The 20,353-nt window shown below is 64.3% G+C and carries 20 protein-coding genes; 16 read left to right on the top strand and 4 right to left on the bottom strand.

The features are described from left to right. The first annotated feature begins 4 nt into the window (after positions 1-4). The 6 genes from SO156_RS25295 to ilvC all read left to right on the top strand — a co-directional run bounded on the left by SO156_RS25295 (position 5) and on the right by ilvC (position 4,949). The gene (locus SO156_RS25295; RefSeq protein WP_498536650.1) at positions 5-988 is read left to right on the top strand and encodes a threonine dehydratase; all 984 of its coding nucleotides are present in this window, start codon (positions 5-7) and stop codon (positions 986-988) included. Between the two features lie 23 nt (positions 989-1,011). Further along, entirely contained in the window at positions 1,012-1,554 is a 543-nt protein-coding gene (gene ilvN / locus SO156_RS25290; RefSeq protein WP_458144177.1) for an acetolactate synthase small subunit, read from the top strand. A 3-nt stretch (positions 1,555-1,557) separates the two neighbouring features. Continuing rightward, positions 1,558-2,247: a class I SAM-dependent methyltransferase gene (locus tag SO156_RS25285; RefSeq protein ID WP_498536623.1), complete on the top strand. Its 690-nt coding sequence runs from the start codon at positions 1,558-1,560 to the stop codon at positions 2,245-2,247. Between the two features lie 64 nt (positions 2,248-2,311). Next, on the top strand, positions 2,312-3,187 hold the full coding sequence (locus tag SO156_RS25280; RefSeq protein ID WP_458144179.1) for an EamA family transporter: 876 nt from the start codon (positions 2,312-2,314) through the stop codon (positions 3,185-3,187). Between the two features lie 7 nt (positions 3,188-3,194). Further along, on the top strand, positions 3,195-3,797 hold the full coding sequence (locus tag SO156_RS25275; protein WP_458144180.1) for a LysE family translocator: 603 nt from the start codon (positions 3,195-3,197) through the stop codon (positions 3,795-3,797). A 132-nt stretch (positions 3,798-3,929) separates the two neighbouring features. Next, a complete protein-coding gene (gene ilvC, locus SO156_RS25270) occupies positions 3,930-4,949 on the top strand; it encodes a ketol-acid reductoisomerase (protein ID WP_458144181.1) in 1,020 nt (339 codons plus the stop codon). 468 nt (positions 4,950-5,417) lie between these two features. Here ilvC and SO156_RS25265 read toward each other — a convergent pair whose 3' ends face one another. After that, the gene (locus SO156_RS25265; RefSeq protein ID WP_498536622.1) at positions 5,418-6,038 is read right to left on the bottom strand and encodes a hypothetical protein; all 621 of its coding nucleotides are present in this window, start codon (positions 6,036-6,038) and stop codon (positions 5,418-5,420) included. Positions 6,039-6,148: 110 nt separating this feature from the next. Here SO156_RS25265 and SO156_RS25260 point away from each other — a divergent pair, with 110 nt between their 5' ends. The 5 genes from SO156_RS25260 (at position 6,149) to SO156_RS25240 (ending at position 12,335) form a co-directional block, all read left to right on the top strand. Beyond that, entirely contained in the window at positions 6,149-6,808 is a 660-nt protein-coding gene (locus SO156_RS25260) for a TetR/AcrR family transcriptional regulator (RefSeq protein WP_458144183.1), read from the top strand. 338 nt (positions 6,809-7,146) lie between these two features. Further along, positions 7,147-8,859, top strand: coding sequence for a sulfatase-like hydrolase/transferase (locus SO156_RS25255; protein WP_498536649.1), 1,713 nt, complete (start codon positions 7,147-7,149; stop codon positions 8,857-8,859). A 377-nt stretch (positions 8,860-9,236) separates the two neighbouring features. Continuing rightward, positions 9,237-10,409: a COG1470 family protein gene (locus SO156_RS25250; RefSeq protein ID WP_498536621.1), complete on the top strand. Its 1,173-nt coding sequence runs from the start codon at positions 9,237-9,239 to the stop codon at positions 10,407-10,409. Then, on the top strand, positions 10,406-11,389 hold the full coding sequence (locus SO156_RS25245) for an ABC transporter ATP-binding protein (protein ID WP_498536620.1): 984 nt from the start codon (positions 10,406-10,408) through the stop codon (positions 11,387-11,389). The genes SO156_RS25250 and SO156_RS25245 overlap by 4 nt, the downstream gene beginning before the upstream one ends. Next, on the top strand, positions 11,379-12,335 hold the full coding sequence (locus SO156_RS25240) for an ABC transporter permease (RefSeq protein WP_498536619.1): 957 nt from the start codon (positions 11,379-11,381) through the stop codon (positions 12,333-12,335). The genes SO156_RS25245 and SO156_RS25240 overlap by 11 nt, the downstream gene beginning before the upstream one ends. A 58-nt stretch (positions 12,336-12,393) precedes the next feature. On the opposite strand, the gene SO156_RS25235 is transcribed toward SO156_RS25240, so the two are convergent. Beyond that, positions 12,394-13,953, bottom strand: a complete 1,560-nt coding sequence (locus SO156_RS25235; RefSeq protein ID WP_458144187.1) for an ABC transporter permease/substrate-binding protein — start codon at positions 13,951-13,953, stop codon at positions 12,394-12,396. Next, the gene (locus tag SO156_RS25230) at positions 13,950-14,732 is read right to left on the bottom strand and encodes an ATP-binding cassette domain-containing protein (RefSeq protein ID WP_498536618.1); all 783 of its coding nucleotides are present in this window, start codon (positions 14,730-14,732) and stop codon (positions 13,950-13,952) included. The genes SO156_RS25235 and SO156_RS25230 overlap by 4 nt, the downstream gene beginning before the upstream one ends. 140 nt (positions 14,733-14,872) lie before the next feature. Between SO156_RS25230 and SO156_RS25225 the strand changes: the two genes are divergently transcribed. Together SO156_RS25225 and SO156_RS25220 are read left to right on the top strand one after the other, a co-directional pair. Further along, complete coding sequence (locus SO156_RS25225) at positions 14,873-15,688, top strand: ABC transporter ATP-binding protein (protein ID WP_498536617.1); 816 nt, start codon at positions 14,873-14,875, stop codon at positions 15,686-15,688. Next, positions 15,688-16,476: an ABC transporter permease gene (locus SO156_RS25220; protein ID WP_458144190.1), complete on the top strand. Its 789-nt coding sequence runs from the start codon at positions 15,688-15,690 to the stop codon at positions 16,474-16,476. The genes SO156_RS25225 and SO156_RS25220 overlap by 1 nt, the downstream gene beginning before the upstream one ends. Before the next feature lie 73 nt (positions 16,477-16,549). On the opposite strand, the gene SO156_RS25215 is transcribed toward SO156_RS25220, so the two are convergent. Next, entirely contained in the window at positions 16,550-16,999 is a 450-nt protein-coding gene (locus SO156_RS25215; protein WP_458144191.1) for a cupin domain-containing protein, read from the bottom strand. Between the two features lie 137 nt (positions 17,000-17,136). Here SO156_RS25215 and SO156_RS25210 point away from each other — a divergent pair, with 137 nt between their 5' ends. The 3 genes from SO156_RS25210 (at position 17,137) to SO156_RS25200 (ending at position 20,344) form a co-directional block, all read left to right on the top strand. Next, a complete protein-coding gene (locus SO156_RS25210; RefSeq protein WP_458144192.1) occupies positions 17,137-18,165 on the top strand; it encodes an ABC transporter substrate-binding protein in 1,029 nt (342 codons plus the stop codon). Between the two features lie 40 nt (positions 18,166-18,205). After that, a complete protein-coding gene (locus SO156_RS25205) occupies positions 18,206-18,910 on the top strand; it encodes an NUDIX hydrolase (protein ID WP_498536616.1) in 705 nt (234 codons plus the stop codon). Positions 18,911-19,021: 111 nt separating this feature from the next. Then, positions 19,022-20,344 (top strand): ABC transporter substrate-binding protein, encoded by a 1,323-nt coding sequence (locus SO156_RS25200; protein WP_498536615.1) that lies wholly within the window; start codon positions 19,022-19,024, stop codon positions 20,342-20,344. Positions 20,345-20,353: the final 9 nt, after the last annotated feature.

Below are 20,353 nucleotides of genomic sequence, written 5' to 3'. Positions count from 1 at the left end.
TGCGATGTTCGACCTGAAGGAGCTAGAGCGCGCACATGCGATCGTGGGGCAGGCGGTGCCGGCGACGCCGGCACACGCCTGGCCGCTGCTTGCTGAGCGGCTCGGTACCCGCGTCGTGGTCAAACATGAGAACCACACGCCGATCGGCGCCTTCAAGGTGCGCGGCGGGCTCGTCTATCTCGAGCGGTTGAAGCGCGAGCGGCCAAACACGCCCGGCATCATCTCGGCAACGCGTGGCAATCACGGGCAGAGCCTGGCGTTTGCGGCAAGCCGCCACGGCGTGCCCGCGGTGATCTACGTGCCGCGCGGCAACTCGGTCGAGAAGAACCGGGCGATGAAAGCCTTTGGCGCCGAGCTCGTCGAGCACGGCGAGGACTTTCAGGCCGCCCGCGAGCAAGCCGAGCGCCATGCGCAGTTCGCCGGCCTGCACATGGTGCCGTCATTCCACCCGGACCTCGTGCTGGGCGTTGCGACCTATGCGCTGGAATTGTTCCGGACGGCACCCGACCTCGACATTCTCTATGTGCCGATCGGCCAGGGTTCCGGCATCTGCGGTTGCATCATGGCGCGCGACCTGCTCGGCCTGAAGACCGAGATCGTCGGTGTGCAGTCGACCGAGGCGCCGTCATACGCGCTGTCGTTTGCGGCGGGCACAATCGTGACGACGGAGACCAGCAACACGCTCGCCGACGGCATGGCCACGCGCATTCCCGACGCGGACGCTCTCGCACTCATCCGCAAGGGTGCCTCGCGCATCGTGCAGGTTACCGACGACGAGGTGGGCGCGGCGATCCGCGCCTATTGGACCGACACGCATAATCTCGCCGAAGGCGCCGGCGCGGCAGCACTTGCGGCAGCGCTGCAGGAGAAAACCAAGCTCGGCGGCAGACGAGTGGGTCTCGTGCTCTCGGGCGGCAATATCGATTTCGATCTGTTTCGCCGTTGGGTCGGGACGGACGCGCCGATCGCCCGGCGGGCGACGGCGTGACGAAGAGAATAGAGGGGACGACAATGAACCAGCCCGCATCCGCCTATTTCCTCGAGGATCGTCACGATCCCAACGAGACGCATACGCTTTCGGTGCTCGTGCAGAACGAGCCCGGCGTGCTCGCCCGCGTCATCGGCCTGTTCTCGGGACGCGGCTACAACATCGAGAGCCTCACGGTCTCCGAGACCGAAGCCCAAAAACATCTCTCGCGCATCACCATCGTCACCACGGGCACGCCGATGGTGATCCAGCAGATCAAGCACCAGCTCGATCGCATGATCCCGGTCTATCGCGTCGTCGACATGACGCAGACCCGGCGCTCGATCGAGCGCGAGCTGGCGATGGTGAAGGTGCGCGGGGAGGGCGAGCATCGCGTCGAGGCGTTGCGGCTGGCGGATGCCTTCCGTGCTCGCGTGATCGACGCCACCACCGAGAGCTTTGTGTTCGAGATCACCGGCAATACGGACAAGATCAACCAGTTTATCGACCTGATGCGTCCCATCGGCCTTGTCGAGGTGTCGCGCACCGGCGTTGCCGCGATCGGTCGCGGGCCTGAAGGGATGTGAACCATGCTGGCGCGCGACTGGTACTACAACGAGCGCAACCGGATGGGCATCGAGCCCGCGGTCGCCTCGATCTACGACAACTACGATGACGCCGATCTGCGCGCGCGCGCCGCGCTGAAGATGCTCGGCGTACAGCGCGGCTGGCGCATCGCCGACATCGGCTGCGGCAACGGCGTGTTCGCGACCGAAGCCGCGCTGATGGGGGCCGAGGTCGACGCCATCGATATCTCGCCGGCGATGCTGGCGCTTGCCGAGATCTATGCCCGCGATCGCAAGGCCAAGGTCGCGACGCAGTCGGCGGGCCTGCTCAGCTTTGCCTACCGGCCCGAATCCTACGACCTGATCGTCAGCGAATTCACGCTGCATCATCTGCCGGATTTCTGGAAGGCAGTGGCGCTGTCGCGCATCTATCGTGCGCTGAAGCCGGGCGCGAGCTTCTATTTGCGCGACATCGTCTTCGTTTCGATGCCGGATGCGGCCGAGCGCGATGTCGAGCAATGGGCCGACTTCCAGATCAAGAACCACGAGTTTTCGCGCGAGAGCGTCGTCACGCATATGCGCGACGAATACTCGACCTTCGGCTGGGTGATGGAGCGGATGCTGACCGACGTCGGCTTCACGCTGATCTCGGCCGATTACCACGCTCCGATGCACGGCACCTATCTGCTGCGCAAACCCAACCCCTCCACGTAAGCGCCGGCGAGCAAGGCTGAACGACAAGAACACGCAACAGAACAGAGCCCGAAGAAGAACAACAATGAAGCCGGCCGACATCCTCATCGCCGTCATGGTGGCGATCGTCTGGGGACTTGCCTTCGTGGCGAGCCGGCTGGCGCTCGACGAATTGTCGCCGGCGCTGATGACGGCGCTGCGCTTTTCGATCGCCGCCGTGCCCTGCCTGTTCATCCGGAAGCCGAAGATCGCCTGGCCGCTCTTGATCGCGATCAGCTTCACCCTGTTCCTCGGCCAGTTCCTGTCGCAGGCCTATGGCATTGCCCATGGCGTGCCGGTGGGGCTCACGAGCGTCGTCGTGCAGAGCCAGGCGCTGTTCACCATCGGCTTTGCGGTGCTTGCCTTCGGCGAACGTCCGACGCCGGTGCAGACGCTCGGCATTGCAATTGCCGCGGTCGGCCTTCTCTTGATCTGCGGCACCGTCGGCTATGAATTCAGCGTCAGTGCCTTTGCGGTGCTGATGATCTCGCCGATCTCGTTCGCAATCGGCAATCTCCTGTTGCGCGGCGCCCGCGGCATGCCGATGTTCGACCTGTTCGCCTGGCTGTGCCTGACGTCCGCGGTGCCGCTGTTCGCGCTGGCGCTGATCGCCAATGGTCCAGCGCCGACCTGGCAAGCGCTGACGCAGATGTCGCTGACCACGGCCCTCTGCATGCTGGCGCTCGGCGGCATCTCGACGAGCATCGCCTATTGGCTGTGGGGCCGGCTGCTGCGCGACCATCCGGCTGCGCAGGTCGTGCCGTTCGCGCTGCTGGTGCCCTTCGTCGGCTCGGCCGCCTCCAGCATCGTGTTCGGCGAGCGGTTCGGACCGCTGCGGCTGGCCGGCATGCTGACCGTGATCGGCGGTATCGCGGTGATGCTGTTGACCAGGCGCCAACAAGTCTTGCCGAAGACAACGTGAGGTAAGGATGTCGCAGTCGCTTCTCTATGCCTTCATCGTCTTCGCGGTCGTGATGTACTTTACGCCCGGACCGAACAACATCATGCTGCTGTCGTCGGGCCTGACCTACGGCTTCCGCCGCACCATTCCGCACATCGCCGGGATCACCATCGGCTTTGCTTTCATGGTCGCGACTGTCGGTCTGGGGCTAGGGACGGTCTTTCTGGCCTATCCAATCCTCCAGACTCTGCTGAAATATGCCGGCGCCGCCTACCTGATCTATCTGGCGGCCGTGATCGCCTTCTCCGGCCCGGTAAAGTCGGGCGACGACAACGGGCGCGGCCCGATGACCTTCTTGGGCGCGGCCATGTTCCAGTGGATCAACGCCAAGGGCTGGGTGATCGTGATCGGCACCATCACCGCCTATGCGGCGATTGCCCAATTCCCCATCAATATCGCGATTCAGACCGTGATCAGCCTGATCGTCGGCACGGTCTCGACCGTGGTCTGGGCCCTGTTCGGGAGCGCGCTCCGGCCTGTCCTGACCTCCGAGCGGCTGGTCCGCGCCTTCAATATCCTGATGGCGGTCCTGCTGCTTGCCTCTCTCTACCCCGTTTTCATGGATGCATGATGTCGCGGATTTCCATGCAGAAACGGGTTTCCTTCGGGGCGGAAAATGCTCTAGACAGCCCCCGAAATCCGCAAATTTCACCTTCGGACCCTGACCATTGGCCGATTTTCGGCCCTCAATGAGGAAACGACTATGCGTGTTTATTACGATCGCGACGCCGACCTGAACCTGATCAAGGGCAAGAAGGTCGCCATCGTCGGCTATGGCAGCCAGGGCCACGCCCATGCGCTCAACCTGAAGGACTCCGGCGTCAAGGAGGTGGCGATTGCGCTGCGCAAGGACTCGGGCTCGGTCAAAAAGGCGGAAGCCGCCGGCTTCAAGGTGATGGAAGTCGCCGAGGCCGCCAAATGGGCCGACCTCGTCATGATGCTGACGCCGGACGAGCTGCAGGGCGACATCTACCGCGAACACCTGCACGACAACATGAAGAAGGGCGCAGCGCTCGTGTTCGCGCACGGCCTCAACGTCCACTTCAACCTGCTCGACCCGCGCGCCGACCTCGACGTGCTGATGATCGCCCCGAAGGGACCCGGCCACACCGTGCGCTCGGAGTATCAGCGCGGCGGCGGCGTCCCCTGTCTGATCGCGATCGCCAAGGACGTCTCGGGCAACGCCCATGACCTCGGCCTCTCCTACGCTTCGGCAGTCGGCGGCGGCCGCGCCGGCATCATCGAGACCACCTTCAAGGAAGAATGCGAAACCGACCTGTTCGGCGAGCAGGTTGTGCTCTGCGGCGGCTTGGTCGAACTGATCAAGGGCGGCTACGAGACCCTGGTCGAAGCCGGCTACGCCCCCGAGATGGCCTATTTCGAGTGTCTCCACGAGGTGAAGCTGATCGTCGACCTGATCTATGAAGGCGGCATCGCCAACATGAACTACTCGATCTCCAACACCGCGGAGTATGGCGAGTACGTCACCGGCCCGCGCATCATCACCGACGAGACCAAGAAGGAGATGAAGCGGGTTCTCAACGACATCCAGTCAGGCAAGTTCTCGCGCGACTGGATGCTCGAGAACAAGGTCAACCAGACTTCGTTCAAGGCGACCCGTGCCAAGCTCGCCGCACACCCGATCGAGGAAGTCGGCGCGAAGCTCCGCGACATGATGCCCTGGATCAAGAAGGGGGCGCTGGTCGACAAGTCGAAGAACTAACCACTGTCATTCCGGGGGCGCGAAGCGCAACCCGGAATCTACCTCTGGATTCCGGGTTCGCGACTGCGTCGCGCCCCGGAATGACGGGGAGCAATTGCTTCACCCGCCAAACCAAATCTTAAACCTTCGCGACTACAACCGGCGCGAGATCGCAAGCCGCGGTCTCGCGCTTTCCTACTCGGCGCCAAGCGCTGGTGCTTCATTCAAATTCTTCGATGTTGAAGCGCAGCCTGAAGATCAAGAACTGACGCTTAAAGCACATTCTTGATCTCGCGTGATTTCTGAGGATCTCACCTCGCCCTCCAATCATCAAAAGCCAAACCACTTCAGAGTCTAAGATTCGGCTCTTCATCCGGACTGTGATCATTCGCGCGAATGCACGAGGACGGCTTCGTGTGGCACATCATCTTAAGAGCTGACGTCTGATCGATATTCTTGCCGGCCATCGCAGATGCGAACGACAGACGCCTAAACCGGCGCGATCGGCCTCGGGCGTGAGATCGCGGCCATCGCGATCAGCCGCAGCGCGATCACGGCGAGAAGAGGGACGAGGAAGGCCGCATAGAGCGGCATTGCCGGCACCCGCTTGCCGAACGAGACCATGAACTGGAAGCAGAGATAGTAGCCGCCGACGAGGTGCAGGGCGCGCCAGGCACGGGCGCCGAGCAACTCGGCCGTGCGGTCGAAGGAGGTCGCCGCCATCGCGATGATGACGGCGTAGCCGATCCCGCCGAAGAGGTAAGACGCGGCCGAGGTCGCTGCGGCAAAACCGGCCGGATCCATCTTGGCGAAGACGATGATCGCAACCGCATGGAGGCCATGGGAGACGGCAAAGCCGAGGCCGAGATAGCGCCGATTGCGGCGCTGCCATCGCGTCCACGCGTTGGGCCAGAGCCGCGCCATGGCGGCGGCGCCGAAGGCGAGGCAGAACAGGAGGAGCGAACTGCGTGCGGTGAAGCGGATCGCCATCCGCACGCCCTCGACCTCGAACTGCCGCATCGTGGCGATCCAGAGGCTGAGCGCGAGCAGGCTCAGGCTGAGCAGCGAGAGCAGGCGCCAGCCCTCGAACCAGCTTTGACGTTGCGACATGACGACGGCCTCCTTCATTGTGTAATCACTGATTACATTTGGGGAGTCTGTTTTGGTCAATAGTGTAATCGCCGCTTACATTCACGTTCGGGTGATGCTAGGAGTTTCCGATGCCCGCCCGCGAAACTCCGAAGCGCCGCTCTCGCAATGCCGAAGCCCGGCCCTACCATCACGGCGATCTCCGCCGCGTGCTGATCGACGCTGCGCTGCAATTGGCGGCTGAGGGCGGCGACGTCTCCGTCCGCGAGGCGGCGCGGCGCGCGGCGGTGTCACCGGGGGCGCCGTTCCGGCATTTTCCCAACCGCGACGCACTGATGGCGGCGGTGGCGGAGGAGGCGCAGCGCCGGTTTCGTGCAGAGATCGATACGGCGCTGGCGCATGCGCCGCCGGCCGATCCGCTCGCTCGCTTGCGTGCCTTCGGCCTTGCCTATTTGCGCTGGGCGATGCGCAACCCCGCCCATTTCGAGATCATCTCGACGGGGCGCTACTTCGCCCATGGCAGCTCGCCCGAGCTCACCCGCGATAATGCAGAGCTGATCGCGCTGAGCGAGCGCATGCTGGGTGAGGCGGCCGAGCACGGCCTGTTGCGACAGGGCGAGCTGAAGCCGATCCAAATCGCCGCCCGCGCCCTGGTCTACGGTTTCGCCCGGATGAATCTCGACGGTCATTTCCCGCGCTGGGGCGTGGAGGACGGCGACATCGAGAAGATGGCCGAAGCGGTGATCGATGTCTTCATCGCTGGGATCGCCAGGCCCAAACGCGGCAGCTGACGCTGTCTAACCCTCATGGTGAGGAGGCGCGTAAGCGCCGTCTAGCGGACGATGCTTCGCATCGCCGCGAGAACCATAGAGGCCCGGCAGCCGGCCTCCCCTTCGAGACGCCTGCTTCGCAGGCTCCTCGGGGTGAGGGGATCGAGTAGGGCGCGCGCTTTGTTCGCCGCCCGCTAACATTAAGCGAAGGTCGGATGGCGCGTCGCGTTGCTTGCTCGTGACTGTTCCGTTACAATTTTATGACACGGCGCTCTCCGGCGGCGCCGGACGCCTGGCCGCCAGCAGGCCGGCCAGATGGCTTGGCATCACCGCGCCGGAGCGTGTTCAGCGTGTCGTCGATGGCGTCCGCGCCCAACCCAGGTCCTTCCGCCGCCACCGCCGTGCTGGCGAGCGTTGCCGCGATCGGCATCTGGCGCCTGCTCGCCGTCGCCGCGCCGCACCTGGCCGCACTTGCGCTGATGTACGAGACCGAGACCGACTTCAGCTCGCGCCTCGGCTTCGTGCTCAGCTGGGGCATCCTCAATTTCTTCTGGATCACGCTGCTCCGCCGCCCGGCGCTGTCGGGCGCGCTGTCGCTGACCATGGTCGTGGTGCTGGTGTTGCTGTCGCGGCTCAAGCACGACGTCGTGCAGATGACGGTCAACTTCATCGACCTGATGATGATCGACCGCGACACCGTCGCCTTCCTGTTCACGATCTTCCCGAACCTGCGCTGGTCGGTGATCGGCGCCTGCCTCATCATCCTGCCGCTGATGTATGCGCTGTGGTGGCTCGATCCGTTCCGCATCCGCCGCCTGCCGGCGTTTGCCTGCAAGCTCGCCTGCCTCGCCGCGCTGGTCGGCTATTCGCTGTACCATCCGGACGAAGCCTGGCGCGGCTATTACGACGACGGCTATCTCTCGAAGTTCTTCCGCTCCGGCGTCACCGCGGTCTCCGACTTCGTGCAATACGGCTTCATGGAGTCGGCCGCGTCCACCGGCGAGCATCTCAACGTGCCGCTGGTCGATGCCTGCCACCCGGCGGGGCGGCGGCCGAACATCATCATGATCCATGATGAATCCAGCTTCGACATCCGCGCCGCGCAAGGCATCAAGGTGCCGCCTGGCTATGGCAGCCATTTCAAATCCTGGGACGGCAAGCAGCGCATCTTCCTCGCCGAGAGCAATGGCGGGCCGAGCTGGTTCACCGAGTACAACGTGCTCGCCGGCCTGTCCTCGCGCTCCTTCGGCCGCTTCGCCTATTTCGTGACGCGCATCGCCTCGGGGCGCGTCGAGCGCGGGCTGCCGCTCAGCTTGCGCCGCTGCGGCTACGACACGATGTCGCTCTATCCGGCCTACGGCGCCTTCATGAGCGCGCGCAGCTTCCAGATAACGACCGGCATCGAGCGCTTCTATGATGCGAAGGACCTCGGCGCGAAGGACGTCGAGCCTGATTCCTTCTTCTACGACAAGGCGCTGGAGTTGATGGGCCAGCAGCCTCCCAACAAGCCGCTGTTCAGCTTCATCTATCTCGGCGCCAATCATTTCCCTTGGGAGACGCGTTTCCGTCCCGACCTGATGCCGGGCTGGCGCGCGCCGGGGAATGCGCCCTCGATCGACGAATATCTGCGCCGGCAGGCGATGAGCGCCGAGCAGTACCAGGCCTTCCTGGCCGGCCTGAAGAAGAAGTTTCCGAATGAGCCGTTCCTGATCGTGCGCTATGGCGATCATCAGCCGGAATTCGCGCCGCAGATCCTCGAGCCGGGTCTCGACGAAGGCAGCCTCGGCAAGAAGCTCGACGACTATGATCCGCGTCTCTACGCCACCTACTATGCGATCGACGCCATCAATTTCGAGCCGGTGAGAAGCGACGCCGTCATGGACACGATTGACGGTGCCTATTTGCCGCTGGTGATTCAGGAAGCCGCCGGCATTCCGCTCGATCCCTCCTTCGTCGCGCAGAAGGATGTCATGCTACGCTGCAGGGGCATCTTCTATGGCTGCAAGGACGGCGCGGAGGCACGCCGCCTCAACCGCCTGCTGATCAACGCCGGCATGATCCACGGGCTGTAGCGCGCGTATTCGACGTGTGGCGCTTCAACACGGTCATTGCGAGGAGCGAAGCGACGAAGCAATCCAGAGTCTCTCTGCGGAAAGATACTGGATTGCTTCGCTTCGCTCGCAATGACGATGCGGATGCAGGTGTGCAATTTCGCTCGCAAATCCACGTTGCCAACCTAGCCCGCTCACGTCGGTTTGAAGTCTCGCGCATTTTTCAAACTAAAGTCTGAGCCGAAAACGCCTGCAATCACCGACTTGTAACTGGCGCGGCGCTGGGCTTCCAAAACATCGTCACGATTGCTTCGATGATGCGACGCGCTGCCGCCAATGTCTTTTCGGCGGCACGATGCCCATCCGTGATCCAACTTTCCTTGCAAGGAGTATCGTCCATGCGAGCGCTTGATGCTGCGCGTCTTGCATTTATCCTCATCCTCATCAGTCCCGCCGTTCATGCCGCCGAGCCCGCGCATGACCACGACATCAAGGGCCTCTATCTCATGACCGACTATCCGTCGGTCACGGTGCGGCCGGGGACCACCACCAACATTTCGTTGCGCTTGCAGGACTACGGCCTGTCGCCTGAGCGCTATCAGCTTTCGGTCGCGGGCGTGCCTGCGGGGTGGACCGCAACGCTGCTTGGTGGCGGGCAGCCGGTCGGCGCGGCGATGCCTGCGCCCGACTCCAGTGTCGCGTTGCAGCTCAGGCTCGACGTCCCCGCAAACAGCGATCTCAGTCCGCAGACGCTCACGGTGAAGGCGCAAGGGCAGGGGACGAACGCGGAGCTGCCGATCGCGGTGTCGCTCGCCAAGGAACTGCCGGCCAAGCTCAGCGTGAAATCGAGCCTGCCATCGCTGCGCGGAAGTCCGAAATCCAATTTCGACTACACGCTCTCGATCAAGAACGACTCGGGCCGCAATCTCGTCGCAAGTTTTGCCGCGGAAGCGCCGGCCAATTTCGAGACCTCATTCACAGAGGCCTATGGCACGCAGGAGCTGTCTTCGATCCCCATCGACGCCGGCCAGTCCAAGGACATCAAGCTGAAAGTGCGGCCGCCCAGCACGATCGATGCCGGGCATTTCCCCGTGAAGGTGACGGTGAAGGCCGAGGACGTCTCTGCGTCCACCCAGCTCGCGCTCGACGTGGTCGGCCAGCCGCAGCTTCAGGTCTCCGGCGGCGACGGCCTGTTGAGCGCCCGCGCCGTCGCAGGCCAGCAAAGCTCGATCCCGATCGTCGTGACCAACACCGGCACGGCGCCCGCCGAGAACATCGCGCTTGCGGGCACTGCGCCGAGCGGCTGGAAGGTGACGTTCGAGCCGAAGGCCATCGAGCGCCTCGTCCCCGGCAAGGACGCCGAGGTGCAGGCGCTGGTGACGCCGAGCGACAAGTCGCTCGCCGGCGACTATCAGGCCACGATCCGCGCCACCTCACGCGGCGAAAACGCCTCGAGCCAGTTCCGCGTCACCGTCGGCACCTCGACGGTATGGGGCATGGCGGGCGCCGGTGTTATCGGCGTCGCGCTGTTGTTGATGCTGGGTGCGGTTGCGAGGTTCGGACGGCGATGAACAGCAATTCGCAGAACCAGACAGTGACTCCCGACGCTGTGATCAGCGCGCGCGGCCTGACGCGGCGCTACGACAAGACGGCGGTCGTGGACGCCATCGATTTCGATATCGCAAAGGGCGAAGTGTTCGGCCTGCTTGGCCCGAACGGTGCCGGCAAGACCACGACCATCCTGATGATGCTCGGCCTGACCGAGATTTCCTCGGGCTCGGTCAGCGTGCTCGGTTTCGATCCGGCGCGCCAGCCGCTACAAGTTAAGCGACGTGTCGGCTATCTGCCGGATGCGGTCGGCTTCTACGACCAGCTCACGGCAGCCGAAAACCTCGCTTACACTGCGAAGCTGATGGGCCTGTCGCGGGCTGAGCGGGCGCGGCGGATCGCGGCGGCACTTGCGCGCGTCGGGCTTGCCGAGGTCGCGGAGCGGCGGGTCGCCACCTTCTCGCGTGGCATGCGCCAGCGGCTCGGGCTTGCGGAGATCATCGTCAAGCGCGCCGAGATCGCGATCCTCGACGAGCCGACAAGCGGGCTCGACCCGCAGGCCACGCTGGAATTCCTCGCGCTGATCGGCGAGCTCAAGGCCGAAGGCATCACGGTGCTGCTCTCGTCCCACATGCTCGATCAGGTGCAGCGCATCTGCGACCGCGTCGCGCTGTTCCAGGCTGGACGCATCGTGCTGATGGGCTCGGTGCCGGAGCTGTCGGTCAAGGTGCTCGGCGCGGGGTTTGTGGTCGAGGTGGAGGCCGAAGGCGCGGGAATCGCGCGAAGGCTCGCGATGATTCCGGGCGTGACTCAGGTCGAGACGCTTGCCGCCGATCGCTTCCGCATGACCGCCGAGCGCGACGTGCGGCCGGACGCGGCGCGCGCGGTGGTCGCAGTCGACGGCGCGCTCAGGCGGCTGTCGGTCAACGAGCCGAGCCTGGAGGCAATCTATGCGCGCTATTTCCAGGCCCAGCCCACGGGAGACGTTCGTCATGCGGCGTGAGGGATCACCGTTCCAGGGCTTGTCCACGGTCTTCGTCAAGGAGCTGGCGGACCACATCTCCAGCGTTCGCATGCTGATGCTGCAATTGCTCATCGTCTTCACGGCGCTCGCTGCTCTCTACGAGGCGATCAACAGTCTCAGGCAGAACACGGCGGAAGATCCCTTCCTGCTGCTGCGCCTCTTCACCACCGACCAGGCGCCGCTGCCGTCCTTCGTCGCGATCCTCGGTTTCCTTATTCCGCTGATGGCGATCGGGCTTGGCTTCGACGCGGTCAACAGCGAGCACAACCGGCGGACCTTGTCGCGCATCCTGGCGCAGCCGATCTATCGCGATGCGCTGCTGATGGGCAAATATCTCGCAGCCCTCGCCACCATCGGCATCAGCCTTGCGGCGCTGTGGCTGCTGGTGATCGGTCTCGGCCTGATCTTCCTCGGCGTGCCGCCCGGCGGCGAGGAGATCGCGCGGTCGCTGGTGTTTCTGGTCGTGGCGATCTTCTATGCCGGCGTCTGGCTCTCGCTCGCCATGCTGCTTTCGATCGTGTTCCGCTCGCCCGCGACCGCTGCGCTGGTTGCCCTCGGCATCTGGCTGTTCCTGACCGTGCTGTGGCCGATGCTGGCGCTGGCCCAGGCCATCGCGCCGCCGGATCCGCGCTATGCGATGCTCGGCCTCAACGATCCGGTGACCGCAGTGTGGACGCAGGAGCTGTTGCGGCTGTCGCCGAACGATCTGTTCGGGGAAGTAATGCTGGCGGTGCTCTCGCCGACCACGCGTGCGTTGGGGCCGGTCTTCATCGACCAGCTCCGCGGCGCAGTGATGGGCGCACCATTGCCGTTCGGCGAAAGCGTCATGATTGCCTGGCCGCAGACCGTGGGCCTCGTCGCCGGCACCATCGTCCTGTTTGTCTTCGGCTACGTCCTGTTCCAGCGGCAGGAAGTGAGGGCGTGAGATAGCCGCGAGCAAGGTGAGAGGGGAGGGAACGGAGAGAGCCTGCGTTGGGCTTACGCTACCGTTTGCTGACTTTCTCCCAGAGCCACTTCGCCACCGCATCGGGCGATGAGTTCGCGTCATTGCCGCTGGCACGCAGATTGGCTTCGCGCATGTCGGCGATGTCGATCCGATCGATCAGCGGCTTCAGCGCGGCCTTGAGCCGCTCGTCGTTGGCGCGCTTGGGGGCGAGCAACAGAATGGCGTCGTAGGGCGGGATCGCGTTCTTGGGATCGTCGAGCGCCACGAGGTCGTATTTTGCGATCAGGCCGTCGCTGGTGTAGCCCGCAATGACGTCGACCTCGCCGCTCGCGACCGCTGCATACATGAAATCGGGCTGCATCTGCCGCTGGGCGCGGAAGACGAGGCCGTAGGCGTCGCGCAGGGCCGCCCATTCCGGGCGCGAGAAGAATTCGTAGTCGCCGGCAATCGACATGTCTTGCGCATGCGCGGCGAGGTCGGCGGCGGAGTGAATGCCGAGCGCCTCGGCGCGCTTGCGCGGCATCACCAGCGCATAGGCGTTCTCGAATCCGAGCTCGCCGAGCAGCGTGATGTTCTCTTTGGCCAGCGCGGTCTTCAGCTCCTCGATCAGCTCCTTGCGCGGCTTGATATCCGAGCGGTGCAACTGATTGGCCCAGAGCGTGCCGGAATAGTCGACATAGAGATCGATGTCGCCGGCCTTCAATGCCTCGAAGGCGACGTTCGAGCCGAGGCCCGAGCGCGTCGTTGCGGGCAGGCCCGCGGCCGCCAGGCGATCCCGAATCAGGGCCGACAGCACGTATTGCTCGGCGAATGTCTTGGCGCCGACGACGTAAGCCGGCGACGAGCGCCCGAGCGAGGGCACCAGCGTCGCGGCGACCAGCGCCGCAATCCCGACGCCGCCGAGCGTCGTGCGCAGGCGGCTGCGATTGCGCAAGCCGGTTTCGATCAGGCCGAGCAGTTGGTCGACGGCAAGCGCCAGCACGGCCGAGGCAAAACAGCCGAACAGCACGAACACCCAGTTCTGGGTTTGCAGGCCGGCGAAGATGTAATTGCCGAGGCTGGTCTGCCCGATCGGCGTCGACAATGTTGCCGTGCCGATCACCCACACGGCGGCGGTGCGGATGCCCGCCATCATCACCGGCAGCGCCAGCGGCAGTTCGACCATGGCAAGCGATTGTCGCGGCGTCATGCCGACGCCTTGGGCGGCTTCAAGCAAGGCTGGATCGATGCCGTTCAACCCGGTGATGCCGTTGCGCAGCACCGGCAGCATGGAATAGAGCGCCAGCGCCAGCATCGCCGGCAGGAAGCCGAAGGCCGAGAAGGATATGCCGAACCAGGCGAACGTCGCGGAGGCCGCGAGCAGCAGCAGCGGATAGAACAGCGCAAGCAGCGCCAGCCCCGGCACGGTCTGCACGATGCTCGCGAGCGCGAGCAATATGTTGCGCGCTACCGGGCGGTTGCGGCAGAGGATCGCGAGCGGCAGGCTCACGATAAGCCCGAGCGCGAGCGCGGCAAGACTCACCCGCACATGATTGCCGAGATAGTCCGGCAGATGCGCCAGCGCCTCGCCCCAGCGCGGATCGGAGAAGAGGCTCATGCCGCACCACCCTGCGGCAGCCGCTCGTTCAGCCGCGCGACCTGGCGCCGCGGCGTGCGCAACAGCTCCAGCACATACGCATCGTGGCTTCGTCCGAGCTCCGCGGGCGTGCCCTGTGCGAGCAGCTTCCCGGCGCGCATCACCGCGATGCGGTCGGCAAGCAAGATCGCTTCCGTCATGTCATGGGTGATCATGATTGTGGTCAGGCCGAGCTTGTGATGCAGTGCGCGATAGTCTTCGCCGAGCGCGTCGCGAGTCAGGGGATCGAGCGCGCCGAACGGCTCGTCCATCAGCACGATCCGCGGCCGTGCCGCGAGCGCGCGCGCCACCCCTACGCGCTGGCGCTGTCCGCCGGACAGGTCTTGCGGCAATCGATCGCGATGCTGGATGCGGTCGAGCCGCACCAGGTCGAGCAGCTCGTCCACGCGTGCGGCAATTTCCTCCTGCGGGATGCTCAGCAGCTTCGGCGTGATGCCGATATTGTCGGCGACGCTCAGATGCGGAAACAGCCCGCCGCTCTGGAAGACGTAGCCAATGCGCCGCCGCAGCGCGACCGGGTCGACGCGGCTGATATCCTCGCCCTCGACGTTGATCGTGCCACGGTCGGCCTCGATCAGCCGGTTGGTCAGTCGCAGCAGGGTGGTCTTGCCCGAGCCGGAGCCGCCGACGATGGCCAGAAACTCGCCCTCGGCGACGTCGAGCGAAACGCCGTTCACGGCCATGACCGGGCCGAAGCTTTTCGCGACATGCGCGTAAGCGATCACGGGTTTGGAGGCCATCGGTACCGACCCAGCCTTGCACTCCCGCAAGGGGAGATTGATGGAGGCGACCCCGCATGCGTACCACGCTTGGCCGCTCGATTGAACTTGCCGGCGCAAGCGGGTAAGGCATCCGCCAAGAGCTGGGAGGAAATCGGCATATGACAACGCCCACGGCGGTGGCGCTCGAGGATACGAAAGTCGCATTCCGGCTGGGCGACGGGCGCGTCTATACCGCGGTCGAAGAGGCGCGGCTCACCGTCGGCCAGGGTGAGTTCGTCGCCATCGTCGGCCCGACCGGCTGCGGCAAATCCACGCTGCTCAACGTCGCCGCGGGGTTGCTGAAGCCCGCCGCCGGCAGCGTCAAGGTGTTCGACCGGCCGCTTGCCGGCCTGAACCGGGATGCCGGCTATTTGTTCCAGGCCGATGCGCTGTTCCCCTGGAAGACGGCCATCGACAACGTCGCAATCGGCCTCGAGATCAAGGGCACGCCACGCCCCGAAGCGCTAGCACGCGCGCAAAAATGGCTGACCTTGGTCGGGCTCGGTGCGTTCGCTGGCCGCTACCCGCACATGCTCTCAGGCGGCCAGCGCAAGCGCGTGGCGCTGGCTCAGGTGCTGATCCGCGATCCAAAAATCCTGCTGATGGACGAGCCGTTTGGCCCGCTCGATGCCCAGACCCGGCAGGTCATGGGCAATCTCCTGCTCGAGCTCTGGAGCGCCGACCGCAAGGCGGTGCTGTTCGTCACCCATGACCTCGAGGAGGCGATCGCACTCGCCGACCGCGTCGTGATCATGTCCGCGGGACCGTCCTCGCGCATCATCGGCGACTGGCGCGTAGAGCTTGCACGCCCGCGCGACATTTTCGAGGTGCGGCTGGACAAGGAGTTCCATGTGCTCCATCGCGAGATCTGGAGCGTGCTCAAGGACGAGGTGATGAAGGGCTACGCACAATCCACCCAGGCGGAGGCGGTCTGATGTCGCGCCTCACGCTGCTCTCGCTGCAAATGCTGGTCGCCGTGGTTGCAATCGTGCTGTGGCAGGTGCTCTCTACCGTTCCGGTGTTCGGAAAGATCCTGTTGCCGCCGTTCTTCTTCTCCAACCCGGCCGACGTGTTCAGCCAGATCGTCAAATGGTTCGCGAGCGGCGTGATCTGGAAGCATCTCTGGATCACGCTCTGGGAGTCGATTCTCGCCTTCGTGATCGGCTCGCTCGGCGGCGTGCTGGTCGGCTTCTGGTTCGCGCGGCAGCCGTTGGTCGCCGCCGTGTTCGATCCCTACGTCAAGATGGTCAACGCCCTGCCGCGCGTGGTGCTCGCGCCGATCTTCGCGCTGTGGCTTGGCCTCGGCATCTGGTCCAAGGTCGCGCTCGGCGTGACGCTGGTGTTCTTCATCGTGTTCTTCAACGTCTATCAGGGCGTCAAGGAGGTCAGTCGCACGGTGCTGGACAATGGCCGCATGCTCGGCATGAGCGAGCAGCAGTTGATGCGGCACGTCTATTGGCCCTCGGCGCTGTCGTGGATGTTCTCCTCGCTGCACACCTCCGTCGGCTTTGCCGTGGTCGGCGCCGTGGTCGGCGAATATCTCGGCTCTGCCGCCGGCCTCGGCTATTTGATTCAGCAGGCCGAAGGCGTGTTCGACGTCGCTGGCGTGTTTGCAGGGATGTTCGTGCTGTCGGCCTTCGTTCTCCTGATCGACATGGGCGTGACGATGGTCGAGCGCCGGCTTCTCGTGTGGCGCCCGTCCGCCGCGGACGGGCGAGGCTAGTGATGTGATGGTGCGATCGTTGCCGGACCCGCGCAGGGATGCGGGCCCGGACATGTGCGTGAGCCTCTCCAGCTCAGTCCAGAAGCTTGGTGTCGTCGGGCGCCTGCGGCGGTGTCTTGATCGCGATCGCCTTGACCTGTCCGCTGATCGGCTTGGTGCCACCATGTGGCGTCCCCTTCGGGATGATCACGAGGTCGCCCGGCTTTACCGTTACCTCCTTGTCGCCGAGCCAGATCGTCCCGGTCCCGTCCAGGATGTACTGGATCTCGTTGGTGTTGGGGTGCAGATGCTTGGGCACGTTGCCGACCTGGATCGAGACGGTGGCGCCGTCTGCGGCCATGAACATCTTGGAGCGGTAGCCGACCTCGTTCGCTGGCCCGAGCGCATCGCCTTGCATCTCGCCGGTGTGGATGAGTTGCGCGGTGATGTTCTCGGCAGCCCACGCCGGCTGGAACAGGTAGGTCACGCCGCACCCTGCGGCGAAGGCGGCGGCGAGTGAGGCGGCGATTGCGATGCGGTTCATGGATGATTCTCCCGATAAAGGGTTGTTGTTGTGTCGTCATGCTATTGCGCCGAAAGTCCGATGGCCAGTGCGCTGGCCAGCGCTTCTCAAGCCAGTTCCGCTGCTCTAATGTGCCGCCAGCCGAACGGAGGAAACCAATGAAGAACACGATTGCCAGGCTCGCGGGCGCGCTGCTCGCGCTTACACTCACTACCGGATTCGCCGCAGCGCAGAGCAAGGTCACCATCGCGGTCGGCGGCGGCTCCTGCCTGTGCTACCTGCCGACGGTGCTGGCAAAACAGCTCGGCGAGTACGAGAAGGCCGGCGTCAATGTCGACCTCGTCGACCTCAAGGGCGGCTCGGATGCGCTCAAGGCCGTGCTCGGTGGCAGCGCGGACGTCGTCTCCGGTTATTTCGATCATTGCGTCAACCTCGCCGCCAAGAAGCAGGAGTTGCAGTCTTTCGTGGTCTATGATCGCTATCCCGGCCTTGTGCTGGTGGTCGCGCCCTCGCATACCAACGAGATCAAGTCGGTAAAGGATCTCGCCGGCAAGAAGGTCGGCGTCAGTGCGCCCGGCTCCTCGACCGATTTCTTCCTGAAATACCTCCTGAAGAAGAACGGGCTAGATCCCGCCGGCACCGCCGTGATCGGCGTTGGCCTGGGTGCGACCGCGGTCGCGGCCATGGAGCAGGGCCAGATCGATGCGGCCGTGATGCTCGATCCCTCCGTCACCGTGCTCCAGGGCAGCCACAAGGACCTGCGCATCCTCAGCGACACCCGTACGCAGAAGGATACGCTCGAGACGTTTGGCGGCGAATATCCGGGCGGCGCGCTGTACTCGACGGCGGCCTGGGTCGCCAGCCACGAGAAGGAGACGCAGGCGCTGACCAATGCGATGCTGAACACGCTCGCCTGGATCCATTCGCACTCGCCGGAAGACATCATGGCGAAGATGCCCGAGGAGATGGTCGGCAAGAACAAGGAGCTCTATCTCGCCGCGCTGAAGAACACGATCCCGATGTTCTCCGAAACCGGCAAGATGGACCCGAAGGGCGCAGACGCCGTGCTTGCGGTCTTCAGTGTCGGCTCGCCCGAGGTTGCGAATGCCAAGATCGACGTCAGCAAGACCTTCACCAACAAATTCGTCGAGCAGGCCAAGAAGACCACGGGGATGAATTCCAAGTAAATGCCAAGCAATTGACGTGAAGCGCTGATATGCAGGTGTCATGACGTCTCCCGCCATTCATCGCGTCACGACGCTTGATCTCACCGTGGAAGCGCAGGCGTGGCCGTTCGCACAGGAACGGAGCGCCGACATCGCGGGCCATTTTGCCGAGAAGCAGCGCGAGCGACCGCAGATCTGGAACGGCCGCATCCTGCTCGGGCGCGATCCCGTGCTGGCGGGCGGCCATTTCTCTGCGCGCTATTTCGAGGCAGATTTCGCCAGCTTTCTCGCCTGGCGCGATTGGGGTTTTCCCGACAAGGCCGTATTCAACGGCTTTGGCATGGGCGCGCTGCGCGCCAGCGATGGTGCCTTCGTGCTGGGCGTGATGGGCGAGCATACGGCAAATGCGGGGCGCATCTATTTCCCGTCGGGCACGCCGGACCTCGATGACATCAAGGACGGCGCGCTCGACATCCCCGGTAGTGTGGTGCGTGAGGTCGAGGAGGAGACCGGTCTCACGGCTGCCGACTACCAGGCCGAAACGCATTGGCATTGCGTGGTGTCGGGACCCGCGATTGCCCTGATCCGGATCCTGGACCTGAAGCTTCCGGGTGAAGCGATCCGCGCCCGGATCGAGGCCAACCTCGCCGCGCAGGAGCATCCGGAGCTTGCCGGTATTCACCTGGTCCGCGGGCTCGGTGATCTGACGCCGACCATGCCGCGCTTTGTCACGGCCTTCATCGAGCAGCAGTTCGGCGCGCGCTGACGCCTCAAGCCCGCGACGCTATTCGGCTTGACATCGCATCTCCCAGCCCATGTGATGGGCGAAAAGCAAAAGCAAGAAGACTGCAACGCACAATCGCCCAGGGAGGTTTTGATGCGCATGCGCATGGCTGCCCGCTTGGTACGTCACTTAGTACAAGGGCTGATGGTCGCGATCGCGGCGACGGGTTTGGCGGTGTCTGCCCAGGCCCAGGAGAAGAAGATCAAGATCGGCGTGATTTTCGACCTGACGGGCCCGCTCGCCGGCGGCGGCTCCGAGCTCGAGTATATCGGCACCAAGATCATCCTTGACCAGTTTTCCAATACCGGCGTCGAAGGCTACAAGGTCGAGGCCGTTTACGCCGATGCCCAGAGCAAGCCCGACGTCGCCATCAACGAATCCGTTCGCCTGCTCGAGCAGGAGAAGGTCGACATGGTGCTCGGCTTCTTCTCCTCCGCGCAATGCGTTCCGGTCGCGGCCCGCGTCGAACAGTTGAAGAAGTTCATGTGGATGACGACCTGCATCTCGTCCGCCGTGTTCGCCGACAAGAACTACAAATACGTGTTTCGCCCGCAGGCGAGCGGTGACCAGTTCGGCATGATGACGATGGACTTCATCGCGCAGAATTCCAAGGAGAAGTTCGGCAAGGAGCCGAAGGACCTGCGCGTCGCCATTATCCACGAGGACGGCTCCTACGGCGTCGACGTCGCCAAGGGCAACGAGGCCGGCGCCAGGAAGGCCGGCTTCAACGTCGTGCTGAAGGAGGGCTACTCCGCGACTGCGCCCGACCTTTCGGCGCTGGTCACGAAGCTCAAGCGCGCCAAGCCCGACGTGATTTTCCACACCGGCTACAATCCAGACATCACGCTCCTGCTTCGCCAGGCGCGCGAGCAGGGTCTGAAGTTCGGCGCGCTGATGGGGCATGGTGCGGGCTACGGCGTCTATGAGAAGCTGAAGGAGGGTATGGGGGCTGACGCCAACTACATCTTCAACACCGATCCGATCTCGATTTGGCTCGCCAATCAGAAGACCATGGACCCGAAGCTCACGCCCGTGATCAAGATGGTCGGCGAGGAGTTCGACAAGCTCAAGCCGGGCGTCGCAATCCGCTCCGCCCATGTCGGGATCGGTGCGTCCAACACCTACGTCTTCATGGCGGATGTTCTGCCCCGTGCGATCAAGAAGTATGGCGGCGTCGATCCCGACGCTTTGCGCAAGGCGGCGCTCGATACCGACATCCCCGAAGGCGGCACCATGCTCGGCTTCGGCGTGAAGTTTTTTGGCGAGGGCACGCCGATGGCGGGCCAGAACGAGCGGTCGTTCCCAGTCGTGATCCAGTATCTCGATGACAAATCCTATGTGGTGTGGCCCAAGAGCCAGATGCAGCGCGAGGCCGTGCTGCCGCTGCCGAAGGGCACCACCTACAGCAACCAGTAGCGCGAGACG

It is taken from the genome of Bradyrhizobium sp. UFLA05-125, from assembly GCF_059803515.1.
The sequence above is the reverse complement of the archived record's forward strand: the minus strand, read 5'-3'. Positions and strand labels throughout refer to the sequence as shown.

Excerpts from the sequence above, each read along its gene's own strand:
- SO156_RS25295 (WP_498536650.1), top strand. The coding sequence starts at position 5 with ATGTTCGACCTGAAGGAGCTAGAGCGCGCACATGCGATCGTGGGGCAG.
- ilvN (WP_458144177.1), top strand. The coding sequence starts at position 1,012 with ATGAACCAGCCCGCATCCGCCTATTTCCTCGAGGATCGTCACGATCCC.
- SO156_RS25285 (WP_498536623.1), top strand. The coding sequence starts at position 1,558 with ATGCTGGCGCGCGACTGGTACTACAACGAGCGCAACCGGATGGGCATC.
- SO156_RS25280 (WP_458144179.1), top strand. The coding sequence starts at position 2,312 with ATGAAGCCGGCCGACATCCTCATCGCCGTCATGGTGGCGATCGTCTGG.
- SO156_RS25275 (WP_458144180.1), top strand. The coding sequence starts at position 3,195 with ATGTCGCAGTCGCTTCTCTATGCCTTCATCGTCTTCGCGGTCGTGATG.
- ilvC (WP_458144181.1), top strand. The coding sequence starts at position 3,930 with ATGCGTGTTTATTACGATCGCGACGCCGACCTGAACCTGATCAAGGGC.
- SO156_RS25265 (WP_498536622.1), bottom strand. The coding sequence starts at position 6,038 with ATGTCGCAACGTCAAAGCTGGTTCGAGGGCTGGCGCCTGCTCTCGCTG.
- SO156_RS25260 (WP_458144183.1), top strand. The coding sequence starts at position 6,149 with ATGCCCGCCCGCGAAACTCCGAAGCGCCGCTCTCGCAATGCCGAAGCC.
- SO156_RS25255 (WP_498536649.1), top strand. The coding sequence starts at position 7,147 with ATGGCGTCCGCGCCCAACCCAGGTCCTTCCGCCGCCACCGCCGTGCTG.
- SO156_RS25250 (WP_498536621.1), top strand. The coding sequence starts at position 9,237 with ATGCGAGCGCTTGATGCTGCGCGTCTTGCATTTATCCTCATCCTCATC.
- SO156_RS25245 (WP_498536620.1), top strand. The coding sequence starts at position 10,406 with ATGAACAGCAATTCGCAGAACCAGACAGTGACTCCCGACGCTGTGATC.
- SO156_RS25240 (WP_498536619.1), top strand. The coding sequence starts at position 11,379 with ATGCGGCGTGAGGGATCACCGTTCCAGGGCTTGTCCACGGTCTTCGTC.
- SO156_RS25235 (WP_458144187.1), bottom strand. The coding sequence starts at position 13,953 with ATGAGCCTCTTCTCCGATCCGCGCTGGGGCGAGGCGCTGGCGCATCTG.
- SO156_RS25230 (WP_498536618.1), bottom strand. The coding sequence starts at position 14,732 with ATGGCCTCCAAACCCGTGATCGCTTACGCGCATGTCGCGAAAAGCTTC.
- SO156_RS25225 (WP_498536617.1), top strand. The coding sequence starts at position 14,873 with ATGACAACGCCCACGGCGGTGGCGCTCGAGGATACGAAAGTCGCATTC.
- SO156_RS25220 (WP_458144190.1), top strand. The coding sequence starts at position 15,688 with ATGTCGCGCCTCACGCTGCTCTCGCTGCAAATGCTGGTCGCCGTGGTT.
- SO156_RS25215 (WP_458144191.1), bottom strand. The coding sequence starts at position 16,999 with ATGAACCGCATCGCAATCGCCGCCTCACTCGCCGCCGCCTTCGCCGCA.
- SO156_RS25210 (WP_458144192.1), top strand. The coding sequence starts at position 17,137 with ATGAAGAACACGATTGCCAGGCTCGCGGGCGCGCTGCTCGCGCTTACA.
- SO156_RS25205 (WP_498536616.1), top strand. The coding sequence starts at position 18,206 with ATGACGTCTCCCGCCATTCATCGCGTCACGACGCTTGATCTCACCGTG.
- SO156_RS25200 (WP_498536615.1), top strand. The coding sequence starts at position 19,022 with ATGCGCATGCGCATGGCTGCCCGCTTGGTACGTCACTTAGTACAAGGG.